At 71.3% G+C, this 19439-nt stretch carries 18 protein-coding genes and 1 pseudogene; 13 read left to right on the top strand and 6 right to left on the bottom strand.

Going from position 1 to position 19439, the window contains the following annotated elements; all coding sequences use genetic code 11:
- Positions 1 to 84, bottom strand: a pseudogene (locus tag ACGFZA_RS39910) (electron transfer flavoprotein subunit beta); the annotation flags it as partial.
- A gap of 110 nt (positions 85 to 194) precedes the next feature.
- Here ACGFZA_RS39910 and ACGFZA_RS39905 point away from each other — a divergent pair.
- Together ACGFZA_RS39905 and ACGFZA_RS39900 are read left to right on the top strand one after the other, a co-directional pair.
- On the top strand, positions 195 to 917 hold the full coding sequence (locus ACGFZA_RS39905; RefSeq protein WP_393685748.1) for a TetR family transcriptional regulator: 723 nt from the start codon (positions 195 to 197) through the stop codon (positions 915 to 917).
- Between the two features lie 125 nt (positions 918 to 1042).
- Positions 1043 to 1444 (top strand): Zn-ribbon domain-containing OB-fold protein, encoded by a 402-nt coding sequence (locus ACGFZA_RS39900; RefSeq protein ID WP_393685746.1) that lies wholly within the window; start codon positions 1043 to 1045, stop codon positions 1442 to 1444.
- 18 nt (positions 1445 to 1462) lie between these two features.
- Here ACGFZA_RS39900 and ACGFZA_RS39895 read toward each other — a convergent pair whose 3' ends face one another.
- The 4 genes from ACGFZA_RS39895 to ACGFZA_RS39880 form a co-directional block, all read right to left on the bottom strand.
- Entirely contained in the window at positions 1463 to 2107 is a 645-nt protein-coding gene (locus tag ACGFZA_RS39895; protein WP_393685744.1) for a response regulator, read from the bottom strand.
- Positions 2071 to 3303, bottom strand: coding sequence for a sensor histidine kinase (locus ACGFZA_RS39890; protein WP_393685742.1), 1233 nt, complete (start codon positions 3301 to 3303; stop codon positions 2071 to 2073). The genes ACGFZA_RS39895 and ACGFZA_RS39890 overlap by 37 nt, the downstream gene beginning before the upstream one ends.
- Positions 3304 to 3358: 55 nt before the next feature.
- Positions 3359 to 4024 (bottom strand): DedA family protein, encoded by a 666-nt coding sequence (locus tag ACGFZA_RS39885; RefSeq protein WP_393685740.1) that lies wholly within the window; start codon positions 4022 to 4024, stop codon positions 3359 to 3361.
- A 132-nt stretch (positions 4025 to 4156) separates the two neighbouring features.
- On the bottom strand, positions 4157 to 5086 hold the full coding sequence (locus ACGFZA_RS39880) for an ankyrin repeat domain-containing protein (protein WP_393685738.1): 930 nt from the start codon (positions 5084 to 5086) through the stop codon (positions 4157 to 4159).
- Between the two features lie 437 nt (positions 5087 to 5523).
- Between ACGFZA_RS39880 and ACGFZA_RS39875 the strand changes: the two genes are divergently transcribed.
- Together ACGFZA_RS39875 and ACGFZA_RS39870 are read left to right on the top strand one after the other, a co-directional pair.
- Positions 5524 to 8235: a cellulose binding domain-containing protein gene (locus tag ACGFZA_RS39875; protein WP_393685736.1), complete on the top strand. Its 2712-nt coding sequence runs from the start codon at positions 5524 to 5526 to the stop codon at positions 8233 to 8235.
- A gap of 132 nt (positions 8236 to 8367) precedes the next feature.
- Positions 8368 to 8946 carry a hypothetical protein gene (locus tag ACGFZA_RS39870; protein ID WP_393685734.1) on the top strand — a complete coding sequence of 193 codons (579 nt, stop codon included), beginning with the start codon at positions 8368 to 8370 and terminating at the stop codon, positions 8944 to 8946.
- A gap of 277 nt (positions 8947 to 9223) precedes the next feature.
- On the opposite strand, the gene ACGFZA_RS39865 is transcribed toward ACGFZA_RS39870, so the two are convergent.
- A complete protein-coding gene (locus ACGFZA_RS39865) occupies positions 9224 to 10108 on the bottom strand; it encodes an SIS domain-containing protein (protein ID WP_385285694.1) in 885 nt (294 codons plus the stop codon).
- Positions 10109 to 10293: 185 nt separating this feature from the next.
- Here ACGFZA_RS39865 and ACGFZA_RS39860 point away from each other — a divergent pair, with 185 nt between their 5' ends.
- The 9 genes from ACGFZA_RS39860 to ACGFZA_RS39820 all read left to right on the top strand — a co-directional run bounded on the left by ACGFZA_RS39860 (position 10294) and on the right by ACGFZA_RS39820 (position 19392).
- Positions 10294 to 11094 carry a DeoR/GlpR family DNA-binding transcription regulator gene (locus ACGFZA_RS39860; protein WP_385285696.1) on the top strand — a complete coding sequence of 267 codons (801 nt, stop codon included), beginning with the start codon at positions 10294 to 10296 and terminating at the stop codon, positions 11092 to 11094.
- A 335-nt stretch (positions 11095 to 11429) separates the two neighbouring features.
- Positions 11430 to 12608, top strand: coding sequence for a Gfo/Idh/MocA family protein (locus ACGFZA_RS39855; RefSeq protein ID WP_393685731.1), 1179 nt, complete (start codon positions 11430 to 11432; stop codon positions 12606 to 12608).
- A gap of 136 nt (positions 12609 to 12744) precedes the next feature.
- Positions 12745 to 13959 (top strand): ricin-type beta-trefoil lectin domain protein, encoded by a 1215-nt coding sequence (locus ACGFZA_RS39850; RefSeq protein WP_393685729.1) that lies wholly within the window; start codon positions 12745 to 12747, stop codon positions 13957 to 13959.
- 345 nt (positions 13960 to 14304) lie between these two features.
- Positions 14305 to 15303: an MBL fold metallo-hydrolase gene (locus tag ACGFZA_RS39845; protein WP_385285702.1), complete on the top strand. Its 999-nt coding sequence runs from the start codon at positions 14305 to 14307 to the stop codon at positions 15301 to 15303.
- Positions 15304 to 15392: 89 nt separating this feature from the next.
- A complete protein-coding gene (locus tag ACGFZA_RS39840; RefSeq protein ID WP_393685726.1) occupies positions 15393 to 16754 on the top strand; it encodes an ATP-binding protein in 1362 nt (453 codons plus the stop codon).
- On the top strand, positions 16751 to 17176 hold the full coding sequence (locus ACGFZA_RS39835; protein ID WP_385285705.1) for a roadblock/LC7 domain-containing protein: 426 nt from the start codon (positions 16751 to 16753) through the stop codon (positions 17174 to 17176). The genes ACGFZA_RS39840 and ACGFZA_RS39835 overlap by 4 nt, the downstream gene beginning before the upstream one ends.
- Positions 17173 to 17526: a DUF742 domain-containing protein gene (locus tag ACGFZA_RS39830; protein ID WP_385285707.1), complete on the top strand. Its 354-nt coding sequence runs from the start codon at positions 17173 to 17175 to the stop codon at positions 17524 to 17526. Before ACGFZA_RS39835 ends, ACGFZA_RS39830 begins: the two co-directional genes overlap by 4 nt.
- Positions 17504 to 18133 carry an ATP/GTP-binding protein gene (locus tag ACGFZA_RS39825; protein WP_385285708.1) on the top strand — a complete coding sequence of 210 codons (630 nt, stop codon included), beginning with the start codon at positions 17504 to 17506 and terminating at the stop codon, positions 18131 to 18133. The genes ACGFZA_RS39830 and ACGFZA_RS39825 overlap by 23 nt, the downstream gene beginning before the upstream one ends.
- Complete coding sequence (locus ACGFZA_RS39820; protein WP_393685723.1) at positions 18130 to 19392, top strand: cytochrome P450; 1263 nt, start codon at positions 18130 to 18132, stop codon at positions 19390 to 19392. Before ACGFZA_RS39825 ends, ACGFZA_RS39820 begins: the two co-directional genes overlap by 4 nt.
- The last annotated feature ends 47 nt before the right edge of the window (positions 19393 to 19439 follow it).

Genomic DNA, 19439 nt, shown 5'->3' with positions numbered 1-19439 from the left:
ATCCAACGTCAGGTCATCGGCGAAATGCCGGTCACCGGTCGCGTCGGGCACGTACTTCACACAGACAACGATCCTCAAGCTCACGCCGGCTCTCCCTGTACTTCGTGGTGTCTCTTCGGCGATCCTATGGTACCCAGTACCCTTCGTAAAGGTACCCAGTGCCGGATATGCGCTTCCGGTGCTACGTTTCCGGCATGACCGATGACCGCGGGCCGGCCAAGAAGCCCCCCATGCGTGACGTGCTCGCCGAGGCGGCCTTCGCGCTCTTCCTGGAGCGCGGGTTCGAGCGGACCACGGTGGACGACATCGTCGCCAGCGCGGGCGTGGGGCGGCGGTCGTTCTTCCGCTACTTCCCCTCGAAGGAGGACGCGGTCTTCCCCGACCACGAGCGGTGCCTCGCGGACATGACCGCGTTCCTGGACGCGGCCGGGGAGGGCGAGCCGGTGGACGCGGTGTGCGAGGCGGCCCGGCTGGTCCTGCGGATGTACGCGGAGAAGCCGGAGTTCTCCGTGCAGCGCTACCGGCTCACCCGCGAGGTGCCCGGACTGCGCACCTACGAACTCTCCGTCGTACGCCGCTACGAGCGGACCATGGCCGGGTACCTGGAGCGGCGGTGGGCCGGTTCCCCGGACGCGGCGCTGCGTGCCGAGGTGATCGCCGCGTCGGTCGTCGCGGCGCACAACAACGGCCTGCGCTCCTGGCTGCGTTCGGGCGGCCGGGGCGATGCGGGCGCCGAGGTCGACCGGGCGCTCGAACTCGTCCGGGCCGTGTGGGGATCGGCCGCCGAACGCCCGCCGGCGCCCGCAACCGAGGACGACGTGATCGTGATGGTCGCGCCGAAGGGCGCCCCGATCTGGCGCGTGGTGCAGCGCATCGAATCGGCCCTCGGCGAGGAACGGGACACCACTGAGAGGTAGTTCACTCAGCGGTTCACCCTTTCCCGGCACTCAGTTCCTTTACTTCATGGAACTAAGTGCCATACGGTGCCGATGTGCCGTCGCCGGAGGTGCGGCGCACCGAGTCGAGCGCGGGAGGCCGAGACGTGTCCATCACCGGAATCGACGTGGAACCCACAGCTCGTGCAGGAGCGGGGCCCCACAGCACGGAAGGTCTGGTCTACCAGGTGTGCCGATGGTGCGGCACCGCCTCCTTCCGCAAACTCCTGTGCCCCGTCTGCGCGTCGAGCGATCTGGAATCGGAACACAGCGACGGCCACGGTGTCGTCGTGCGGTCCAGCGTCGTGAACCGCTACTCGCGGGTCATGCGCAACGAGTCCCTGGTCCGGTTCCCGGAAGGCTTCGTGTACCGGTGCCGCATCGTGGGTGCGGCACCGCACCTGGTGAGCGTCGGCGACCGCGTCAGGCCCGTCGACGGCAGGACCTCCGAGGCGGGCGAGGTGGTGCTCGAACTGTGCGATCCGCCCGGGATGGGCGACTGGTACTGACGTGAGCCGACGCCGCGCTCACGCCTCCAGATAGCGCAGCACGGCGAGGATCCGCCGGTTGTAGCCGGTGGTGTGCGCCAGCCCCAGCTTGTCGAAGACCGCGTTCAGGTTCTTCTCGACCGCGCTGAGCGAGATGTGCAGCTTCTGCGCGATGGCCGCGTTCGTGCAGCCCTGGGCCAGCGCCTCCAGAACGGTGCGCTCGCGCGGGGTCAGCCGTGACAACGGGTCGCCGTGTGCGCTGCGGATCACCAACTGCCGTACGACTTCGGGGTCGAAGACGGCCCCGCCCGCATGGATCCGCTCCAGCGAGTCCAGGAACTCCTCCACCTGCGCGACCCGGTCCTTGAGGAGATAGCCGACCCGCTCGGCGTTCGTGGCGAGCAACTGGGCGGCGTAGGCGCGCTCCACGTACTGGGACAGGACGAGCACGCCGACGCCCGGCCACCGGCTGCGGATCTCCACCGCGGCGCGCAGACCCTCGTCCTTGTGCGTGGGGGGCATCCGGATGTCGGTGACGACGACGTCCGGTGACTGCGCGGCCACCTCCGACAACAGGGCCCCGGCGTCGCCCACCGCGGCGATCACCTCGTGACCCTCCTCGGTCAGCAGCCGGACCAGTCCTTCCCTCAGCAAGGTCGAGTCCTCGGCGAGAACCACACGCACGGCAGCTCCGCGGTCACGATGGTGGGGCCCCCGGCGGGGCTGTGGACGCCCAGCATGCCGTCGAGCGCGGCCACCCGGCCGCGCAGCCCGGCCAGTCCGCCGCCGTCCGGGTCCGCACCGCCGGTGCCGTCGTCGCGGACGAGTACGGTGAGGACCTCGTCCCGTCGTGTGACGCTCACGAGGATGTGCCCGGCGCCGGAGTGCTTGGCGGCATTCGTCACGGACTCGGAGACGACGAAGTACGCGGCCGTCTCGACGGACGTCGGCAGCGGTCCGGACACGTCGTACGCCACCCGGACGGGGAGGGAGCACCGCTCCGCCACCCCGCCCAGGGCCTCCCGCAGGCCCAGGCTGTCGAGCGCCGTCGGATAGACCCGCCAGGCCACCTCGCGCAGTTCGGCGAGCACCTCGCCCGACTCCCTGTGCGCCTGCGCCAGGAGCGCGTCCGCCTGGTCGGCGTCGCGGGCGCGGCGGGCCCGGCCGAGCAGCATCGCGAGTGCGACGAGCCGCTGCTGGACGCCGTCGTGCAGATCGCGCTCGACGCGTCGCCGCTCGCGGTCCACCGCCCGCACCACCGCGGCCCGGCTGGCGGCGAGTTCGCCGATGCGCCGCTCCAGCAGCTCGCGCTCACCGGGCCCGAAGCACTCCCGCGCGAGCCGGGCATCCAGTGCGGCGAGCGAGAGCAGCCCCTGCACGTCCAGGAAGAGCAGCACGGAGCCGAGGACCACCTGGGTGAGCAGTTCCTGCCAGCCCGGCGTCGACCGGGCGACCCCGGCCGCGAGCAGCCCGGCCAGGACGAGGCCAAAGACCAGCAGCCCGGTCACCACCGCGCACAGCAGCCCCGCCCAGGTACGGGAGGCCAGGTAGCGCAGGACCTGCCGGTCGGACGCGCGGTGTTCGGGAAACCGGTCATGGAAGAAGACGGCCCGGCGCCACCGCTCGGCAGCCGTCAGTCTCCTGGCCCCGGCGACCAGGAGGGTCCGCGCACGGCCGCGGGTGCGCGGCCACAGCAGGAAGGCACCCAGCAGTGCCCCGGCCCCGGCGAAGTAGAGGAGGCCGGCCAGCGCGGTCAGGCAGCCGAGGAGCGCTCCCGCTACTCCGGACACCCGGACGGCGAAACGGCCGTCGGGTCCGGGCGGGGCATCCGGCTGTGCGGAGGGATGCGAGGAGAACGTGTCTGCCGCGTCACCCGTCACGTTCACCGACCTTAGTGCCTTTCGTCCGGAGCGTGCCGGGGCCGGTCTCCGCACGTCAGCGGGCACGGCGGTGCCGGGGCCGCGTCCGCCCGGCCCTGACGCGCACCACGACGCAGAGCGAGAGAGCTGCCAGGACCAGGAGCAGTACGGCCTTGGAGAGCAGCCCGACATAGGTCTCCACCGTGTCCCACTGGTCGCCGAGCCAGTAACCGGCCATCACCAGAACGGAGTTCCACACCAGGCTCCCCACGGCTGTCAGCCCGAGGAACACCGGCAGCGGCATCCGCTCCAGGCCCGCCGGTACGGAGATCAGGCTCCGGAAGACCGGCACCATGCGCCCGAGCAGGACGGCCTTCGTGCCGTGCCGGCCGAACCACGCCTCGGTGCGTTCCAGGTCGGAGCTCCTGACCAGCGGCAGCCTCGCCCACAGCGCATGCATCCGGTCCCGGCCGAACAGCATCCCGATCCAGTACAGAGCGGCCGCACCGGCAACCGAACCCAGCGTGGTCCAGAAGAGGGCCGACGCCAAGGAGATCACCCCCCGCCCCGCGGCGAAGCCCGTCAGTGGCAGGATCACCTCGCTCGGCAGGGGAGGGAAGAGGTTCTCCAGCGCGATGGCGAGGCCGGCTCCGGGCCCGCCCATGGTGTCGACGAGGTCCGCCGCCCATCCGGCGATCCCGTCGGCGGGTTCCTGGGGAAGGGCGAGCGTCACGCGATCCATGCGAGTCCTCCAAGGCGGGCGGCCGCGGCACGGACACCACGACTCCTTGGTCACGCTAGAAGTCACTGACCTGCGGCGGTATGCGGATTGCCGCCGTGCCCGGTGGGGCCTTCCGTACGCCGGAACTGCGGTTTACCGCAGGATGGAAGCCGCCTCGCGCCGTACCTCCGGGTCCGGGTGGGCGACGTAGGAGAGTGCCACCGCCTCCACGCGCGGGTCCGGGGAGTCCGACTCGGACAGGGCGCGCAGCACGAGACGGAGGACGGCCGGGTCCGTCTCCTCGGCGGCCCAGGGGACGAAGATCTCCGGCGCCCGCTGTTCGAACACGACCGGCTGCGTATCGGCCATGGCCTCGCTGCGGACGATGCCGCGCAGGACGTCCGCGGCGAACAGCCGGTGCAGGGGTTCGGGGTGGGACCGCAGCCCCGCGGCGGCCGCCCAGGTCTCCTCGTCGTTGCGGCCGGCGAGTACGTCCACGGACTCGGACCAGTCGGCGTGCCCGGGATCCGGACGAGCGAGGGCGCGTGCGAGCAGTTCGTCGATGGACTGGCGCTGCCCGAACCACTGCTCTAGACAGCTGAGGACTGCGGCGTGCCCGTCGCGCACGGTCAGCCCGCCCAGCGTGATCTCGTCGTAGTCGGTCCACCAGCCGCCGTCCCGCACACGGATCCGGCGGGGCGTGCCCCGGTCGCCCGTTCTGCGCCGCAACTCGGGCACCACGCCTGCCTCGTGCCAGTGCCGCGCGCGTGCCAGCAGTTCCGCCCGCACGGACTCGTCGAGGGGCTCCCCGGGACCGGGCAGGACCGCGAGGACGACCGAGACCGTGCCGGAGTCGACGGCCCGGAGCAGGGGAGTGGTTCCGTCGGGGAGCGGCCGTCGTGGATCGGCGCCTGCCTCGGTCAGGACGGAGGCGACCGGTTCGTCGAACGCGGCGATGGCGAGGCAGAGCGCCGGGACGCCCTGCGCGTCGGTCGATTCCGGGTTCGCGCCCGCCTCCAGGAGCCTGCGCACGGCGTCCGCGTCCCCACTCCGCACCGCGTCGATCACCGTGGCCCCGCTCATCCGCAGTCCCCCTTGCGTTCATGTGCGCGGAGGAACGCCGGAGTGTGTCCCGGACGTCCCGTCTGGCCGGCGACGCCCGGCACCCCGCACGCGCGCGGCGTTGCTGAAATACCCTAACGGCTGTCCCGTAGCGAGGGTCGTCCGGTCAGGGCCCCGTTGCCCGAAGGAGGAGCGATACCTCCAACACCGTTTCCCCGCAAAGCCATTGGGGCGGTGGGCGGACTTCCGGGGCTGCGTCGGCGGTGTTACGGGTGAATTGCCTGGCGCTGCCGCAATGGTCTCTCCGCGAGTCGCCGAGTCATCCGATGAACCCCTGTGAACCACCTTCTCCCGGAGGGTCCGCCCCGCTACCATCGGGACGCGAATGGGAGCGCTCCCACATCCGCACCCGCCCCGTACCGCCGCTGTCGGCGGTCTCGTTCGGAGAGGACGTTTCCGTGCGCTCAAGCGCTAGACCCCTTGCCGCCCTCCTGGCGGCACTCACTCTCACCGCCGGTCTGTTCGCCACCGGCGCCCCCGCATCGGCGCGAGCCAACGATGCCGCCCCGGTCGCCCAGGCATCCGATGTGTCCCTGGCCGCGGACACATACGACTGGAAGAACGTCCGCATCGACGGTGGCGGTTTCGTCCCCGGCATCGTCTTCAACCGGTCGGAGAAGAATCTCGCCTACGCCCGCACCGACATCGGCGGTGCCTACCGCTGGGACCAGGCCGGCAAGCAGTGGACGCCGCTGCTCGACTGGGTGGACTGGGACCACTGGGGCTGGTCCGGCGTGGTGAGCCTCGCCTCCGACTCGGCCGACCCGGACAACGTGTACGCCGCCGTGGGCACGTACACCAACAGCTGGGACCCGACCAACGGCGCGGTCCTGCGCTCCTCGGACCGGGGCGCCAGCTGGAAGGCCAGCACCCTCCCCTTCAAGCTCGGCGGCAACATGCCGGGCCGCGGCATGGGGGAACGCCTCGCGGTCGACCCGAACAAGAACTCCGTGCTGTACCTGGGTGCGCCCAGCGGCAAGGGCCTGTGGCGCTCCACCGACTCGGGGGTCACCTGGTCGCAGGTGACGGCCTTCCCGAACCCGGGCAACTACTCCCAGGACCCCACCGACACCAGCGGATACGGCAACGACAACCAGGGCATCGTCTGGGTGACCTTCGACGAGCGCACCGGCAGCGCGGGCAGTGCGACGAAGGACATCTACGTCGGGGTCGCCGACAAGGAGAACACGGTCTACCGCTCCACCGACGGCGGCGTCACCTGGTCACGGATCGCCGGGCAGCCGACCGGATACCTGGCCCACAAGGGGGTGCTCGACTCGGACAACGGATATCTGTATCTGACGCTGAGCGACACCGGCGGCCCGTACGACGGCGGCAAGGGACGGATCTGGCGTTACACCACGGCCACCGGTGAGTGGAAGGACGTCAGTCCGGTCGCCGAGGCGGACACCTACTACGGGTTCAGCGGACTGTCCGTGGACCGGCAGAAGCCCGGGACCCTGATGGCGACCGCCTACAGCTCCTGGTGGCCGGACACCCAGATCTTCCGCTCCACGGACAGCGGGGCGACGTGGACGCAGGCCTGGGACTACAGCAGCTATCCGAACCGCACCAACCGCTTCACCCAGGACGTCTCGTCCGTGCCCTGGCTGACCTGGGGTGCCAATCCGACGCCGCCGGAGACCTCGCCCAAGCTGGGCTGGATGACGGAGGCGCTGGAGATCGACCCGTTCGACTCGAACCGGATGATGTATGGCACCGGCGCCACGATCTACGGCACCGAGAACCTCAAGAACTGGGACTCTGGCAGCCAGTTCAAGATCACCCCGATGGTGAAGGGCCTGGAGGAGACGGCCGTCAACGACCTGGCGAGCCCGCCGTCCGGAGCCCCGCTGCTCAGCGCGCTCGGCGACATCGGGGGCTTCCGGCACACCGATCTCAACGCCGTGCCGGCCATGATGTTCACCTCGCCCAACCTCACCTCGACCACCAGCCTCGACTTCGCGGAGAGCAGCCCCAACACGGTGGTACGGGTCGGCAGCGCCGACGCCGCCCCGCACATCGGCTTCTCCACGGACAACGGGTCCAACTGGTTCCAGGGTTCCGAGCCCTCCGGGGTCACCGGCGGCGGCACGGTCGCGGCCGCGGCCGACGCCGGCGGTTTCGTCTGGAGCCCGGAGGGTGTGGGCGTGCAGCACACCACCGGGTACGGGAACGCGTGGTCGGCGTCCACCGGGATCCCGGCCGGGGCGACGGTCGAGTCCGACCGGAAGAACCCGAAGAAGTTCTACGGGTACAAGGCCGGCACCTTCTACGTGTCCACGGATGGCGGCGCCACCTTCACCGCGAAGGCGTCCAGCGGGCTGCCCGCCGAGGGCAACGTCCGCTTCAAGGCCGTACCGGGGACCGAGGGCGATGTGTGGCTCGCGGGCGGCAGCGCGACGGGGGCCTACGGGCTGTGGCACTCCACCGACTCGGGCGCGACGTTCACCAAGCTGTCCGGGGTCGAGCAGGCGGACTCGGTCGGCTTCGGCAAGGCGGCCGCGGGAGCCTCGTACCAGACGCTCTTCGTCACCGCGAAGATCGGCGGTGTGCGCGGTGTCTTCCGTTCCACGGACGCGGGTGCGACCTGGACCCGGATCAACGACGACGCACACCAGTGGGGCTGGATCGGCGCCTCCATCACCGGTGACCCGCGGATCTACGGGCGGGTGTACGTATCGACCAACGGGCGCGGCATCATGTACGGCGACTCCTCGGACAGTGACGGGGGCGGCACCGACCCGGGTACGGACCCCGGGACCGACCCGGGTAACCCGCCGCAGGACGCCGCCTGTTCGGTGACGTACAAGGTCACCAACCAGTGGTCCGGCGGTTTCCAGGCCGATGTGACGCTCACCAACACCGGGACCGCGGCCCTGGACGGCTGGCAGCTCGGCTGGACGTTTGCTGACGGGCAGAAGGTCACCCAGATGTGGAACGCGACACCGACACAGGACGGGGCGAAGGTGAAGGCCGCCAGCATCTCCTGGAACGGGAAGGTGGCGCCGGGAGGCTCGGTGGGCTTCGGCTTCACCGGCACCCTGACGGGGGGCAACAGCGCACCGGCCGCGTTCGCCCTGGGCGACGAGGCCTGCACCACCGGCTGACCGACGGGCCGGGAGGGGACGGGGGGAGGGGCGGGCCGAGCGGGTGGGTCCGCCCCTTGCCGCGCGTGTCCCCGGCCCGGTACACGACTGCCTCACTGGCCCCGTACAGGTTCGTCGGCCATACTGCCCGCCGTGGAGCAGCGCATAGATCCGAAGACTCAGCCCGCGTACGCCGCAGGGACAGACCCGGCGTACATCCCTGGTCTCACGGCCCCCCGAACCGTCGCGAAGGCGGACGAGGAACCGGAGCAGACCGAGGAGCCGGCACCCGAGGGTGCCGCGCCCGAGGATGCCGTCGTGGAGGCCGCATTCGAGGATGCGGTGCCCGACGGCGAGCCCGACGCCGTTCCGGCGTCGGACGACGAGGAGGACGAGAACGAGGACAAGGACGGGGCGGTCGACCGCCCTTCGTCCGAGGACGGGGCCGCGGAGGGCCCGTCGTTCGAAGTGAGCGACCGGCGTGGTTCGATCTCCGCGGACCGGGAGGGCATCCGGTTCACGCTGGACGACCAGGAGGCCGACTTCCACTGGGACGAGATCGGCGCCGTCGAACTCAAGCCGGCCCGGTTCGGCCGCCGGTTCACGATCACCGTGCACATGTCGACCCGGCGCTGGTTCAACGCGGAGGTCGAGGCGCCCGCCAGGAGTGACCTCAAGGAGTGGACGGAGGGCTTCGACGCGGTCCTCGACGCCTACTTCGAGGAATCCTGAGGCGTGCGGGGCTCCGAGGCCCGTGCCGGGTGGCCGGAGGCGTTCCCGCTTCGGTGCGGGTGAGCGGATGTACGGGGAGACCGGCCACCCCGGGACGGGCGGCCGGTCCTCCCCGGCGCACCGCGGGGAGGGTCCCATCGAGTGGTCGCCTCCCGCGACAGGCCTGCGCCCACTGCCCGGTGGCGGCGCCGCGGCAGGCGGTGCCGGCGACGGACCGCAGGCTCCGCCCGCCCCCGCCGGGAACCGGGGCGGGCCCGCCGTCCGGCCGGTGCCGGTATCAGGCCTCCGCCAGAACCACCGAACGCGTGAGGTGGCGCGGGCTGTCCGGGTCCAGACCGCGGGCGGCGGCGCGGGCGACGGCCAGGCGCTGGACACGGACCAGGTCCGCCAGCGGGTCCAGGCCGCTCTCCACCCAGCGGGCGCCGGTGGCGAGAACCTGCTCGCGCAGTCCCTCGGGGGCGGCGCCGAACGTCCAGGTCGCCGTGCCGGTGGTGGCGATGCTGATGGGGCCGTGGCGGTACTCCATCGAGGCGTACGCCTCCGTCCAGGACAGCGAGGCCTCCTTCATCTTCAGCGCCGCCTCGTTGGCGAGACCGGCCGTCCAGCCGCGGCCGAGGAAGGTGAACTGGGTGCAGTCCAGCAACTCTTCCGGCAGCGGCTCGGCCAGTGCGGCCTCCGCGTCGCGGACCACGGCGTCGGTGTGCAGGCCGAGGTGGGCGCGGAGCAGCGTGAGCACGGTGGTGGCGAACCGGGTCTGCACCACGGACTGCTCGTCCGCGAAGTCGAGCACCACGACGGCGTCGGCCGACGTCATCACCGGCGTGTTCGGGTCGGCGGTGATGGCCACGGTGGGAGTGGTCCCGCGCAGCCGGTCGAGCAGTTCGAGCACCTCGGTCGTGGTGCCCGAGCGGGTGAGGGCGACGACCCGGTCGTAGCGGCGCCGGGCGGGGAACTCCGAGGCTGCGAAGGCATCGGACTCACCCTGTCCCGACTCCTCGCGGAGCGAGGCGTATGCCTGAGCCATGTAGAACGAGGTGCCGCAGCCGACCACGGCGATGCGCTCGCCGGGGGCGGGCAGCGCGGCGGCATGGCTCGGAGCGAGGTCTGCGGCGCGGCGCCAGCAGTCCGGCTGGCTGGCTGTCTCGATCTCGACAAATGACACTTTTGCACTCCGTACTGGGGATGGGATGCTCGATTACGCACGTTACTCGCCCTCAGTAAGCATTATCAAGCATTGAGCGTGCACGCGGCTTGACTCGACAGAGCCTTGTGCGACGCTTGCGCGTGTCCGGTGATCGCGCCCCAGGGGACGGGTGCCCGCAGGCCGGGCCCGTAAGGAGAGTTGTCTTGTCCAGGGATGCCCGGTGGAACGAACTGCTGGAACTCGTCGGCAAGCACGGCCGGGTGGACGTCGAGGACGCCGCCAGGACGCTGGACGTGTCGGCCGCGACCATCCGCCGTGACCTGGACCAGCTGGCCGAGCAGCAGTTGCTCACCCGGACCCGTGGCGGCGCGGTCGCCCACGGCGTCAGCTACGAGCTGGCCCTGCGCTACAAGACGGGGCGCAACGCTCCGGAGAAGCAGGCCATCGGCCGCGCCGTCGCCGAACTGGTCGCGGTCGGCGAGGTGGTGGGACTGACCGGCGGTACCACCATCACGGAGGTGGCGCGCTCGCTCGCCGTGCGGTCCGACCTGGTGGGCGAGGGTGCGGGCGGGACGTCCGGTCAGCCGACCCTGACGGTGGTCACCAACGCCCTCAACATCGCCAATGAACTGGTCATCCGGCCGCAGATCAAGATCGTGGTGACCGGCGGCGTGGCCAGGCCCCAGTCGTACGAGCTGACGGGCCCGCTGGCCAGCGGCGTGCTGGGTGAGATCACCCTGGACGTAGCCGTGCTGGGCGTCAACGCGATCGACACCGAGCGCGGCGCGTACGTCCACCACGAGGGCGAGGCCAGCATCAACCGTCTCCTCGCCCAGCAGGCCCAGCGGGTGGTGGTGGCCGCCGACTCGTCGAAGATCGGCAAGCGGGCCTTCGCCCGGGTCTGCGACCTGGGGCTGGTCGATTTCCTGGTCACCGACAAGGGCGTCACGTCGGAGGCCACCGCGCGCTTCACCGAGGCCGGCGTCACCGTCATCGCGGTCTGACCTGCTCGCGGCGGCCCGTTCCGCTGCGGTTCGCCGTGTTTCCGGGCCCCGTCGCGCCCGATGTCCGGTCCTCAGGGGCTCTCCCGAGCGCTGACAGCGCTCGATGAATGTCAAGAGATGTTCGCCAGCACCCCTAAACGAACAACTCTTGCCATGAGGGTGCGCGGTCGTGAACTATGAGGCTGTCGCCGCGAAGGAGGCTTCGGCCTGCCTGCACCGGTGCGGTCCGTCCGTCCGGGCGGCGCGCTCTCCCGCGCCGCCGGTCCCGGACGCCGTGCCGCCCGCCGTCGCAGGCCGCCTTCGCCCGCACGACCGTACGTACAGAAGGGACTCCCGTGTCAGACCTGCGACTCGGCGTCATCGGGCTCGGCCTGCGCCGTTCCATCGCGACGTCCGCCCACCACCCCGGACGGGGATCGGCGATCACCGCCGTCTGCGACCTCGACCCCGAGGTGCGCCGGCGCGAGGCCGAGGCCTTCGCCACCGATGTCGCCGTCGAGGACTACAAGCTGCTCCTCGACCGGGACGACCTGGACGCGATCGTCATCGCCACGCCGGACGACACCCACGAGGCCATCGCCGTCGACGCACTGCGCGCGGGCAAGGCGGTCTTCGTGGAGAAGCCGCTGGGCATCACCGTCGAGAGCTGCGACAACGTCCTGCGTGCCGCGTACGAGACGGGTACCCGGCTCTACGTCGGTCACAACATGCGGCACATGGGCGTCGTGCGGCTGATGCGCGACATCATCGCCCGTGGCGACATCGGGGAGCCCAAGGCCGTCTGGGTGCGCCACTTCGTGGGCTACGGCGGCGACTACTACTTCAAGGACTGGCACGCGGACCGGAACCGGACCACCGGTCTGCTCCTCCAGAAGGCCGCGCACGACATCGACGTGCTGCACTGGCTGGCGGGCGGCTACACGCGGCGCGTCAACGCGCTGGGCGACCTCCTCGTCTACGGCGGCCTGCCGCGCCGCGAGGCGGACACCCCGCGCCCGGACAACTGGCTGCGGGAGTTCGACTGGCCGCCGACGGCCCGCAAGGACCTGCACCACATCGTCGACGTCGAGGACGTCTCGGTGATGAACATGCAGCTCGACAACGGGGTGGTGGCCGCCTACCAGCAGTGCCACTTCACTCCGGACTACTGGCGCAACTACACCGTCATCGGCACCGAGGGGCGGCTGGAGAACTTCGGGGACGGTCCCGGTGACGAGGTCAAGGTCTGGAACACCGGCCCGAGCGGATACCGCGCCGACGCCGACATCACCTACCGGGTGCCGGAGGCCGGCGGCTCGCACGGCGGTGGCGACACCCGGATCATGGAGGAGTTCTGCCGGTTCGTGCGGGACGGGGGTGTCACCGACACCTCGCCGGTCGCCGCCCGGATGAGCGTCGCCGCCGGTGTCCTCGCGACCCGCTCCCTGCGGGAGGGCGGTGCACCGTACGACGTGCCGGCCCTCGACCCCGAGCTGGTCGCGTACTTCGAACGCGGGCAGGTCCGAACCCAGTGACCTGACCGGGAGAGTCCGGGCGGGGCCGCGGCCCCGCCCGGCGGGTTTCACCGCAACAGATGCACCGGGCCCCATGGAGGCCGGTGCGTGCAAGAGCAACGATCCCCCTTCCCCCCACCGGAAGCAGGTGCAACGCATGACCCTGCGCCACTTATCAGGCACGATCGCCGCTGCCGTCACGGCCACCGCACTGGCCGCCGCCCTGGCACTGTTCGGCACGGCCGCCCCCACGCGGGCCGCGGAAGCCGGCACCACCGCCCCCGTCCGGGCCGCGGAGCTCGGCACGACGCCCGGCACCTACACCAATTACTCCTTCGCCGGAGCTCCGGCGCTGACCGACGTCACCTGGTCCACCACGGTCCTGCACGACCCCGGGTACCGGGCGAACATCTTCTGGAGCCATCAGTTCGGCTTCGACAAGGGCAGTGGCGCCTACTTCGGGATGCAGTCCAACGGAGGGTCGAAGCGGACGTTCCTCTTCTCCGTCTGGGATGTCTCCGAGGCGACCGCCGGCTCCACCGGAAGCTGGTGCCAGGAGTTCGGGGGTGAGGGCGAAGGCATGAGCTGCCGGATGAACCTCGACTGGACCGCGGGCCATCGCTACACGTTCGGGGTAGCGGCCGAGGGGGACGGCTGGTTCGGCGCCACCGTCGCGGACACCGCCACCGGCGCCTCGTACAAGCTCGGCAGCATCAAGACCCCGGCCACCGCCATCTCATCCTCCGGCATGGTCGACTGGACCGAGTACTTCGAGTGGAACAACCCTCGCGCCACCTGTTACGACCAGCCGTTCAGCGACGCCCGCTTCGGGGTGCCCACCGGTAACGGCGGTACGGTCACCGGCACGGTCTCCTCCACGTCGAGCAGCGACAACGCCTGCGCGACCCGGATCGACGTCGCCGCCGGCTCCACCGTGCAGAACCTCTCCGTCGGCAACTCGGTACGCGGCCCGGTGACCGGGCCCGCCGGGAAGTGCCTGGACGCCTTCGGGGGAGTCGCGGACGGCGTGGCGGCCGACCTGTACTCCTGCTCGGGCGCTGCCAACCAGGCCTGGGTGAGAGCGGCCGACGGCACCCTGCGGCTTCCGTCCGACTACTGCCTGACCGCGGAGGGCACGGGAAACGGGGCCGCCGTGCGCGTACGCGACTGTGCCGGAACGGGCGCGGGCGGCGCGGTCACCGACCCGGCCCGGCAATGGACGTACAGCGCTTCCACGCACGCACTCGTCAACAAGGCGTCCGGGCGCTGCCTCGACGTCCCGGGAAGCGACACCACGGACGGGACCGCTCTGGGGCTCTGGGACTGCCACGGCGGTGCCAACCAGCAGTGGAACGTGCCCGCGACCTACTAGCCCGCAGGGCCGAACGGTCCGAACCGTGAGCCACGAGCCCCCGGCAGGCCGCCGCCAGCGGTCTCACCCGGGGGCTTTCGGCGTCTGTTTCCAGCCATGCTCAGTGGGTAATCGGCCGCTGTCGGTTTGACGACGTGGTGCCGTGCATCCGTGACCGGGCGAGAATAGAAGGGTTATTTCTTCGGAAATGTTCTGGTCATTTCCGAAGATGACCGGTGTGGTTGCTCTCGCACGGTCACCGGCCGGACATCGCCGGACCGGTCAACCGTCGATTTTGCGCCAACGGTGGGCCTTCATGGCCGGGTTCGAACGCGCGACCGGATCGCGGTCGGCATAATCGCGTCCATGTCGATCACAGGTGGAGACGTCGTTGACCTGGGCCGGGGCCTGTACGCATGGCTCCCGCCGAAACGGGGTTGGGGCCTGGCCAACTGCGGCCTGCTCGTGTCACCCCGTGGCGCGCTCTGGATCGACACCCCGTACGACACGGTGCTGGCGGGACAGTTCCTGGCCGAGAGCACGAAGCTGCTCCCCGAGGGTGTCTCCATCGACCGGGTGGTCGTCACGCACGCCAACGGGGACCACTTCTGGGGCGCCGGAGTGCTTCCGGACGCGGAGATCATCGCGACCCGCGAGGCCCGGGAACACATCCACTACGAGCCCACGCCGCAGCAGCAGCACGCCCTGGTCAACGGCAGCGATCCGGCCACCCCGCTCGGCGCCTACCTCGCGCGGCACTTCGGCCCCTTCGACTGGTCGCAGACCGACCCGGTCCGGCCGACGACCTACTTCACCGGAGAGCTCGAACTGACTCTGGGGGAGTACCCCGTCCGGATCACGGCCCTGCCGTCCGCGCACACGACCGGCGACCTCATGGTCCACCTGCCCGTGCAGGACGCCGTGTTCAGCGGCGACATCATCTTCTCCTCGACCCCGCAGCAGCCCGGCGACCACCCGATCCACTGGGCCGGCCCGCTGAGCAACGTGATCGCCGCCTGCGAACAGATACTGGCCACCGGCGCGGAGACCGTCGTGCCGGGCCACGGACCGGTGCTGGACCGGGCCGGGGTGCGGGACCACATCGTCTACCTGGAGTACGTGCGGGAGCGCGCACACGCCTTCCACGCCGCCGGGGTGCCCGCCCTGGAAGCGGCCCGCCGGTTGATCCGGGAGGGGCGCCACCCCGAACTGGGCCTCCCCGAACGCCTCGTGGTCACGATCGGCAGCGAGTACCGGCAGCTCGACGATTCCGAACTCCCCGGCGTGCTCCAGGTCATGACCGACGTCGCAGCGGTCGCGCAAGAAGTGGAGCAGGCCCGTGAGACGGCAGGCCGGGCCGACTGACCCCCCGGTCCTCCGCCACCCCGGCCCCGGGACCGGCTTCGGCCGCCCCGGGCACAGGACCGACCCGACGACAGAAACGCGGTAACGGCATGGCATGGATCGTGGCGGTGATCGCCGTCATAGCCGCCGTGGCAGCAACGGCACGCTCCTACCGGGCCGCCCGCTCGGAACAGCTGGCCGTGGCCCACGCCGAGCTCGCCGAACGCCAGGCGAAGGCGGCCGAGGTCCGTACCGCGGCCCTCGTCGACGAGATCCGGCAGCTGGCGCGCAAGCGGATCCCGGCCGCCGCGCTCGCCCTCTCCCACCCCAGCGCCCAGGTTCCCGGGCTGCGGGAGGCGGCCGAGGTCGACGGCGGCGCGGCCCGGCTGCTCACCGAGGCCGTGCAGGCGGCCAGGACCGCGGTCATGGAGGAACGGCAGCGCGTCGACGCGGCCGCCCGCGCCGCCATGCGCGGCACCTCGGCCAAGATCCAGTCCCTGCTCAACCAGTCCCAGCAGCTGCTTCACGAGCTCCAGCACGAGTACGACGACCCGCGCATCCTGCAACTCGACTTCCGCAACGAACTCGCGCTGCGCCGCACCCAGGCCACCGCCGTGCTGTGCGACGCGTGGCCGGGCCTCGCCCGGCAGCGTTCGCCCCTCGTCGAGATCGTGCTGGGCGCTCAGTCCCGGGTCGCCGGCTACGAGCGCATCAAGGTGGCCAACCACCTGCGCGACGAGCGGCTCGCGCTCGCAGCCCGGGCTGCCGAGCCCCTCGCGATCGCGCTCGCCGAACTGCTCGCCAACGCCACCGCCTACTCGCACCCCGACACCGACGTGCAGGTGACGGTCCAGCAGAGCGGCGGCCGCGGCGCGTTCCTGGTGGTCGACGACGCGGGCATCGGCATGGACGAGGACGCGCTGGACCGGGCCCGGGCCCTGCTGGCCGGGTCCTCCGAGGTCCTCCTGACCGAGCTGGGAGACCCGCCGCAGACCGGGTTCGCGGTCGTCGGCCGACTGGTGGTGCAGTACGGCTTCGACTGCCACATCGAGGAATCGCCGTTCGGCGGCATGCGTACGATCCTGCGCGTCCCCGCCCATCTGCTGACCGTGCTGGAGGACGACCACACCCTCTCCGTCCTGGCCCCGGTGCCCGTCTCGGCGGCCCCCGTCCCGGAGCGGCCGGTCATCCCGGTGGAACCCGGACCGGAGAAACCGAAGCCCGCCGCTGCGGGTTCGGGGCTGCCCAGCAGACGGCGGCGCGCGCCGCGTCCCGCGCCGGCCGCCGCGGCCCCGGCCGCCCCGCCCGCCGGACAGGTGTCCCGTACACCTGAACAGGCCGAGTCTTCCTGGGCGGCACTCCAGCAGGGCACCCTGATCGGCAGGAGCGTCGCCGGGCGGGCCCCCGCACCGGATGCGGACGCCCACGACCACCTGGGCGACCAGGACGACCAAGGAGATGAAGAGAAGTGAGCGCCCCCAGCCCCACCACCGGTGACCTCGCATGGGTGCTGACCCCGCTGCTTGAACTGCCCGGAGTCCAGCACGCCGTGGTCGCCACCGGCGACGGTCTCGTCGAGGGCGCCTCGCCCGGACTCGACCGTGCGTCCGGCGAACGCGTCGCCGCGATGACGGCCACGCTGCATGCCGCGGCCCGCGCCTTCACCACCGCCTTCACCAACGCGGAGGCCCCGCAACTGGCCCAGACCGTCGTCGAGTCGGACCTGGGCTTCGCCATCGTCGTACCGGCGGGGAAGAACACCACGCTCGCCCTGTTCGCCGAACCCGGTGCCAAGCTCGGCGACATCGCCTACCAGATGCAGGTGCAGGTCACCGCGCTGACGCGGGCGATGCACGCACCGGCCCGCCAACCGGGCACCGCCGCCCGGCCATGACCGCCGGCCCAGGGCGCCGCCTGATCCCCGCCTACCTCGTCACCGGAGGCCGGCCACGGCCCACCGGCCCCACGCTCGACCGGCTCGCCGTGCTCGTGCGCACCGACGAGGACCTGCCGCAGGACACCGGCTCCGAGCAGCGCAGGCTGTGCGAACTGCTGGAGCCCGGCGCCCTCACCGTCGTCGAGTGCGCGGCCCATCTGGACCTGCCGGTCAGCGCCACCGTATTCCTGGCCACGGACCTCGCGGCCGCCGGACTTCTGCTCACGCGACCGCCGATACCCAGTGCCGGGGAGATCGACCGGTCGCTCGTCGAGAGGCTGCTCGTTGGACTCCGCTCCCTCCACTGACCGGACGGACGTCGGCTATCTGCCGGCAACCGCCCGGACCCTGATGAAGCTCGTCGTCACGGGTCCCTTCGGCGTGGGCAAGACGACCCTGATCCGTACCCTCTCGGAGATCCCCACACTCCACACCGAAGAGGCGATGACCCAGTCCAGCACCTCGCTCGACGACACCGCCGGACTCCCCGACAAGACCACGACCACGGTCGCCATCGACTTCGGACGCCTCACCGTCCCGGACGATCTCGTGCTGTACATGTTCGGCACCCCCGGCCAGGAACGCTTCCTGCCGCTGTGGGAGGACATCGCGCGCGGGGCGCTGGGCGCCCTGGTCCTGGTGGACACCCGTCGGCTCGCCGACTCGTTCGCCGTCATGGACATGGTCGAGGAGCAGGGGCTGCCGTACGCCGTCGCGGTCAACCGCTTCCCCGACGCCCCCACCCACAGCGACGAGGTCCTGCGTCAGCACCTCGACCTCGCCGCCGGGACCCCGCTGGTCCAGTGCGACGCGCGGGAGCGACGCGGCAGCATCGACGCCCTGATCGCGCTGGCCGAACACGTGCTGACCCGGCTGCCGAAGCCCGAGGACCCGAAGCCCGAGGAACCGTCATGACACCGCATCCGCAGCCGCCGCAGCCCGTGGCGCTGTACGGCCCCGACTTCGCCGCCGACCCGCACGGCCACTACCGCAGACTGCGGGAAGACGGCCCCCTCGCCCCGGTCCGGATCGCTCCCGGGGTCGAGGCGATGCTCGTCACCGACTACCAGGCCGCCGTCGACCTGCTGCGCGACACCCACACCTTCAGCAAGGACCCGCGCGCCTGGCAGGCCACGGTGCCCGCGGACTCCCCGGTGCTGCCCGTGCTCGGACACCGCCCGACCGCGCTGTTCAGCGACGGCGCGGAGCACGCCCGATACCGGGACGCCATCAACGACACCCTGGCCCTGATCGAACCGCACGTCCTGCGCGCCGAGGTGGCCAGGGTCGCCCAGCAGCTCATCGGCGAGTTCGCCGCCACCGGCAGCGGCGATCTCATCGCGCAGTACGCCCGGCGGCTGCCGCTCCACGTCTTCGTCACCTGGTTCGGCGTCGATCCCGCGGACGGCGAACGCCTCGTCGACGGCGCCGCCGGCATGATGAACCCGGGGAAGGGCGCCGCAGCCGCGTACGCCGACCTCGTCGACGTCGTCACCCGGCTCGTCGCCGACCGGCGTGCCCGGCCGCGCCGCGATCTGACCTCGTACTTCCTCGCCCACCCGGCTCATCTCGACGACGACGAGACTGTGCGTCAGATCACGCTGCTGATGAGTGCGGGCCATGATCCGACCACCAACCTGATCGGCAACGCGATCCTGCACATGCTCACCGACGAGCGGTACGCGGGCTCGCTGCACGGGGGTGCGATGACCGCCCACGAGGCCATCAACGAGGTCTTGTGGCAGGATCCGCCGATCGTCAATCTGGCGGCGCACTACCCGCGTGAGGACACCGAGTTCCACGGGGTCCGGCTGCGCGCCGGACAGCTCGTCCTGGTCTCCTTCGGCGCGGCCAACACCCAGTCGCCGGCGTCCGGTTCGGACGCCGTCGTCCGGTCTGGGGGCAGCGCCCATCTCGCCTGGTCGGCAGGTCCCCACCGGTGCCCCGCGAAGCAGCCCGCCCTGCTCATCGCGATGACCGCGATCGAGCAGCTCACGAGTCAGCTGTGCGATGCGGAACTTGCTGTTCCGGTGGGTGAACTCCTCTGGCGACCGGGCCCGTTCCACCGGGCCCTGGTGCACCTTCCGGTACGTTTCGCCCCCCTGGACACCACGGCGTCCACGGGCCCGGAGCGGGAGTCCGCCGGGCATTCGGCGGTTCCGATCGCCCTCTGAACCGTGTCGCTGGTAGGCCGAACGGGTGAGGGGCGAGAGAATTGCCC

This window comes from Streptomyces sp. NPDC048211, from assembly GCF_043202315.1.
GTDB lineage: Bacteria > Actinomycetota > Actinomycetes > Streptomycetales > Streptomycetaceae > Streptomyces.
Note: the sequence above shows the minus strand (reverse complement) of the source record. Positions and strands in the feature narration are given on the sequence as shown.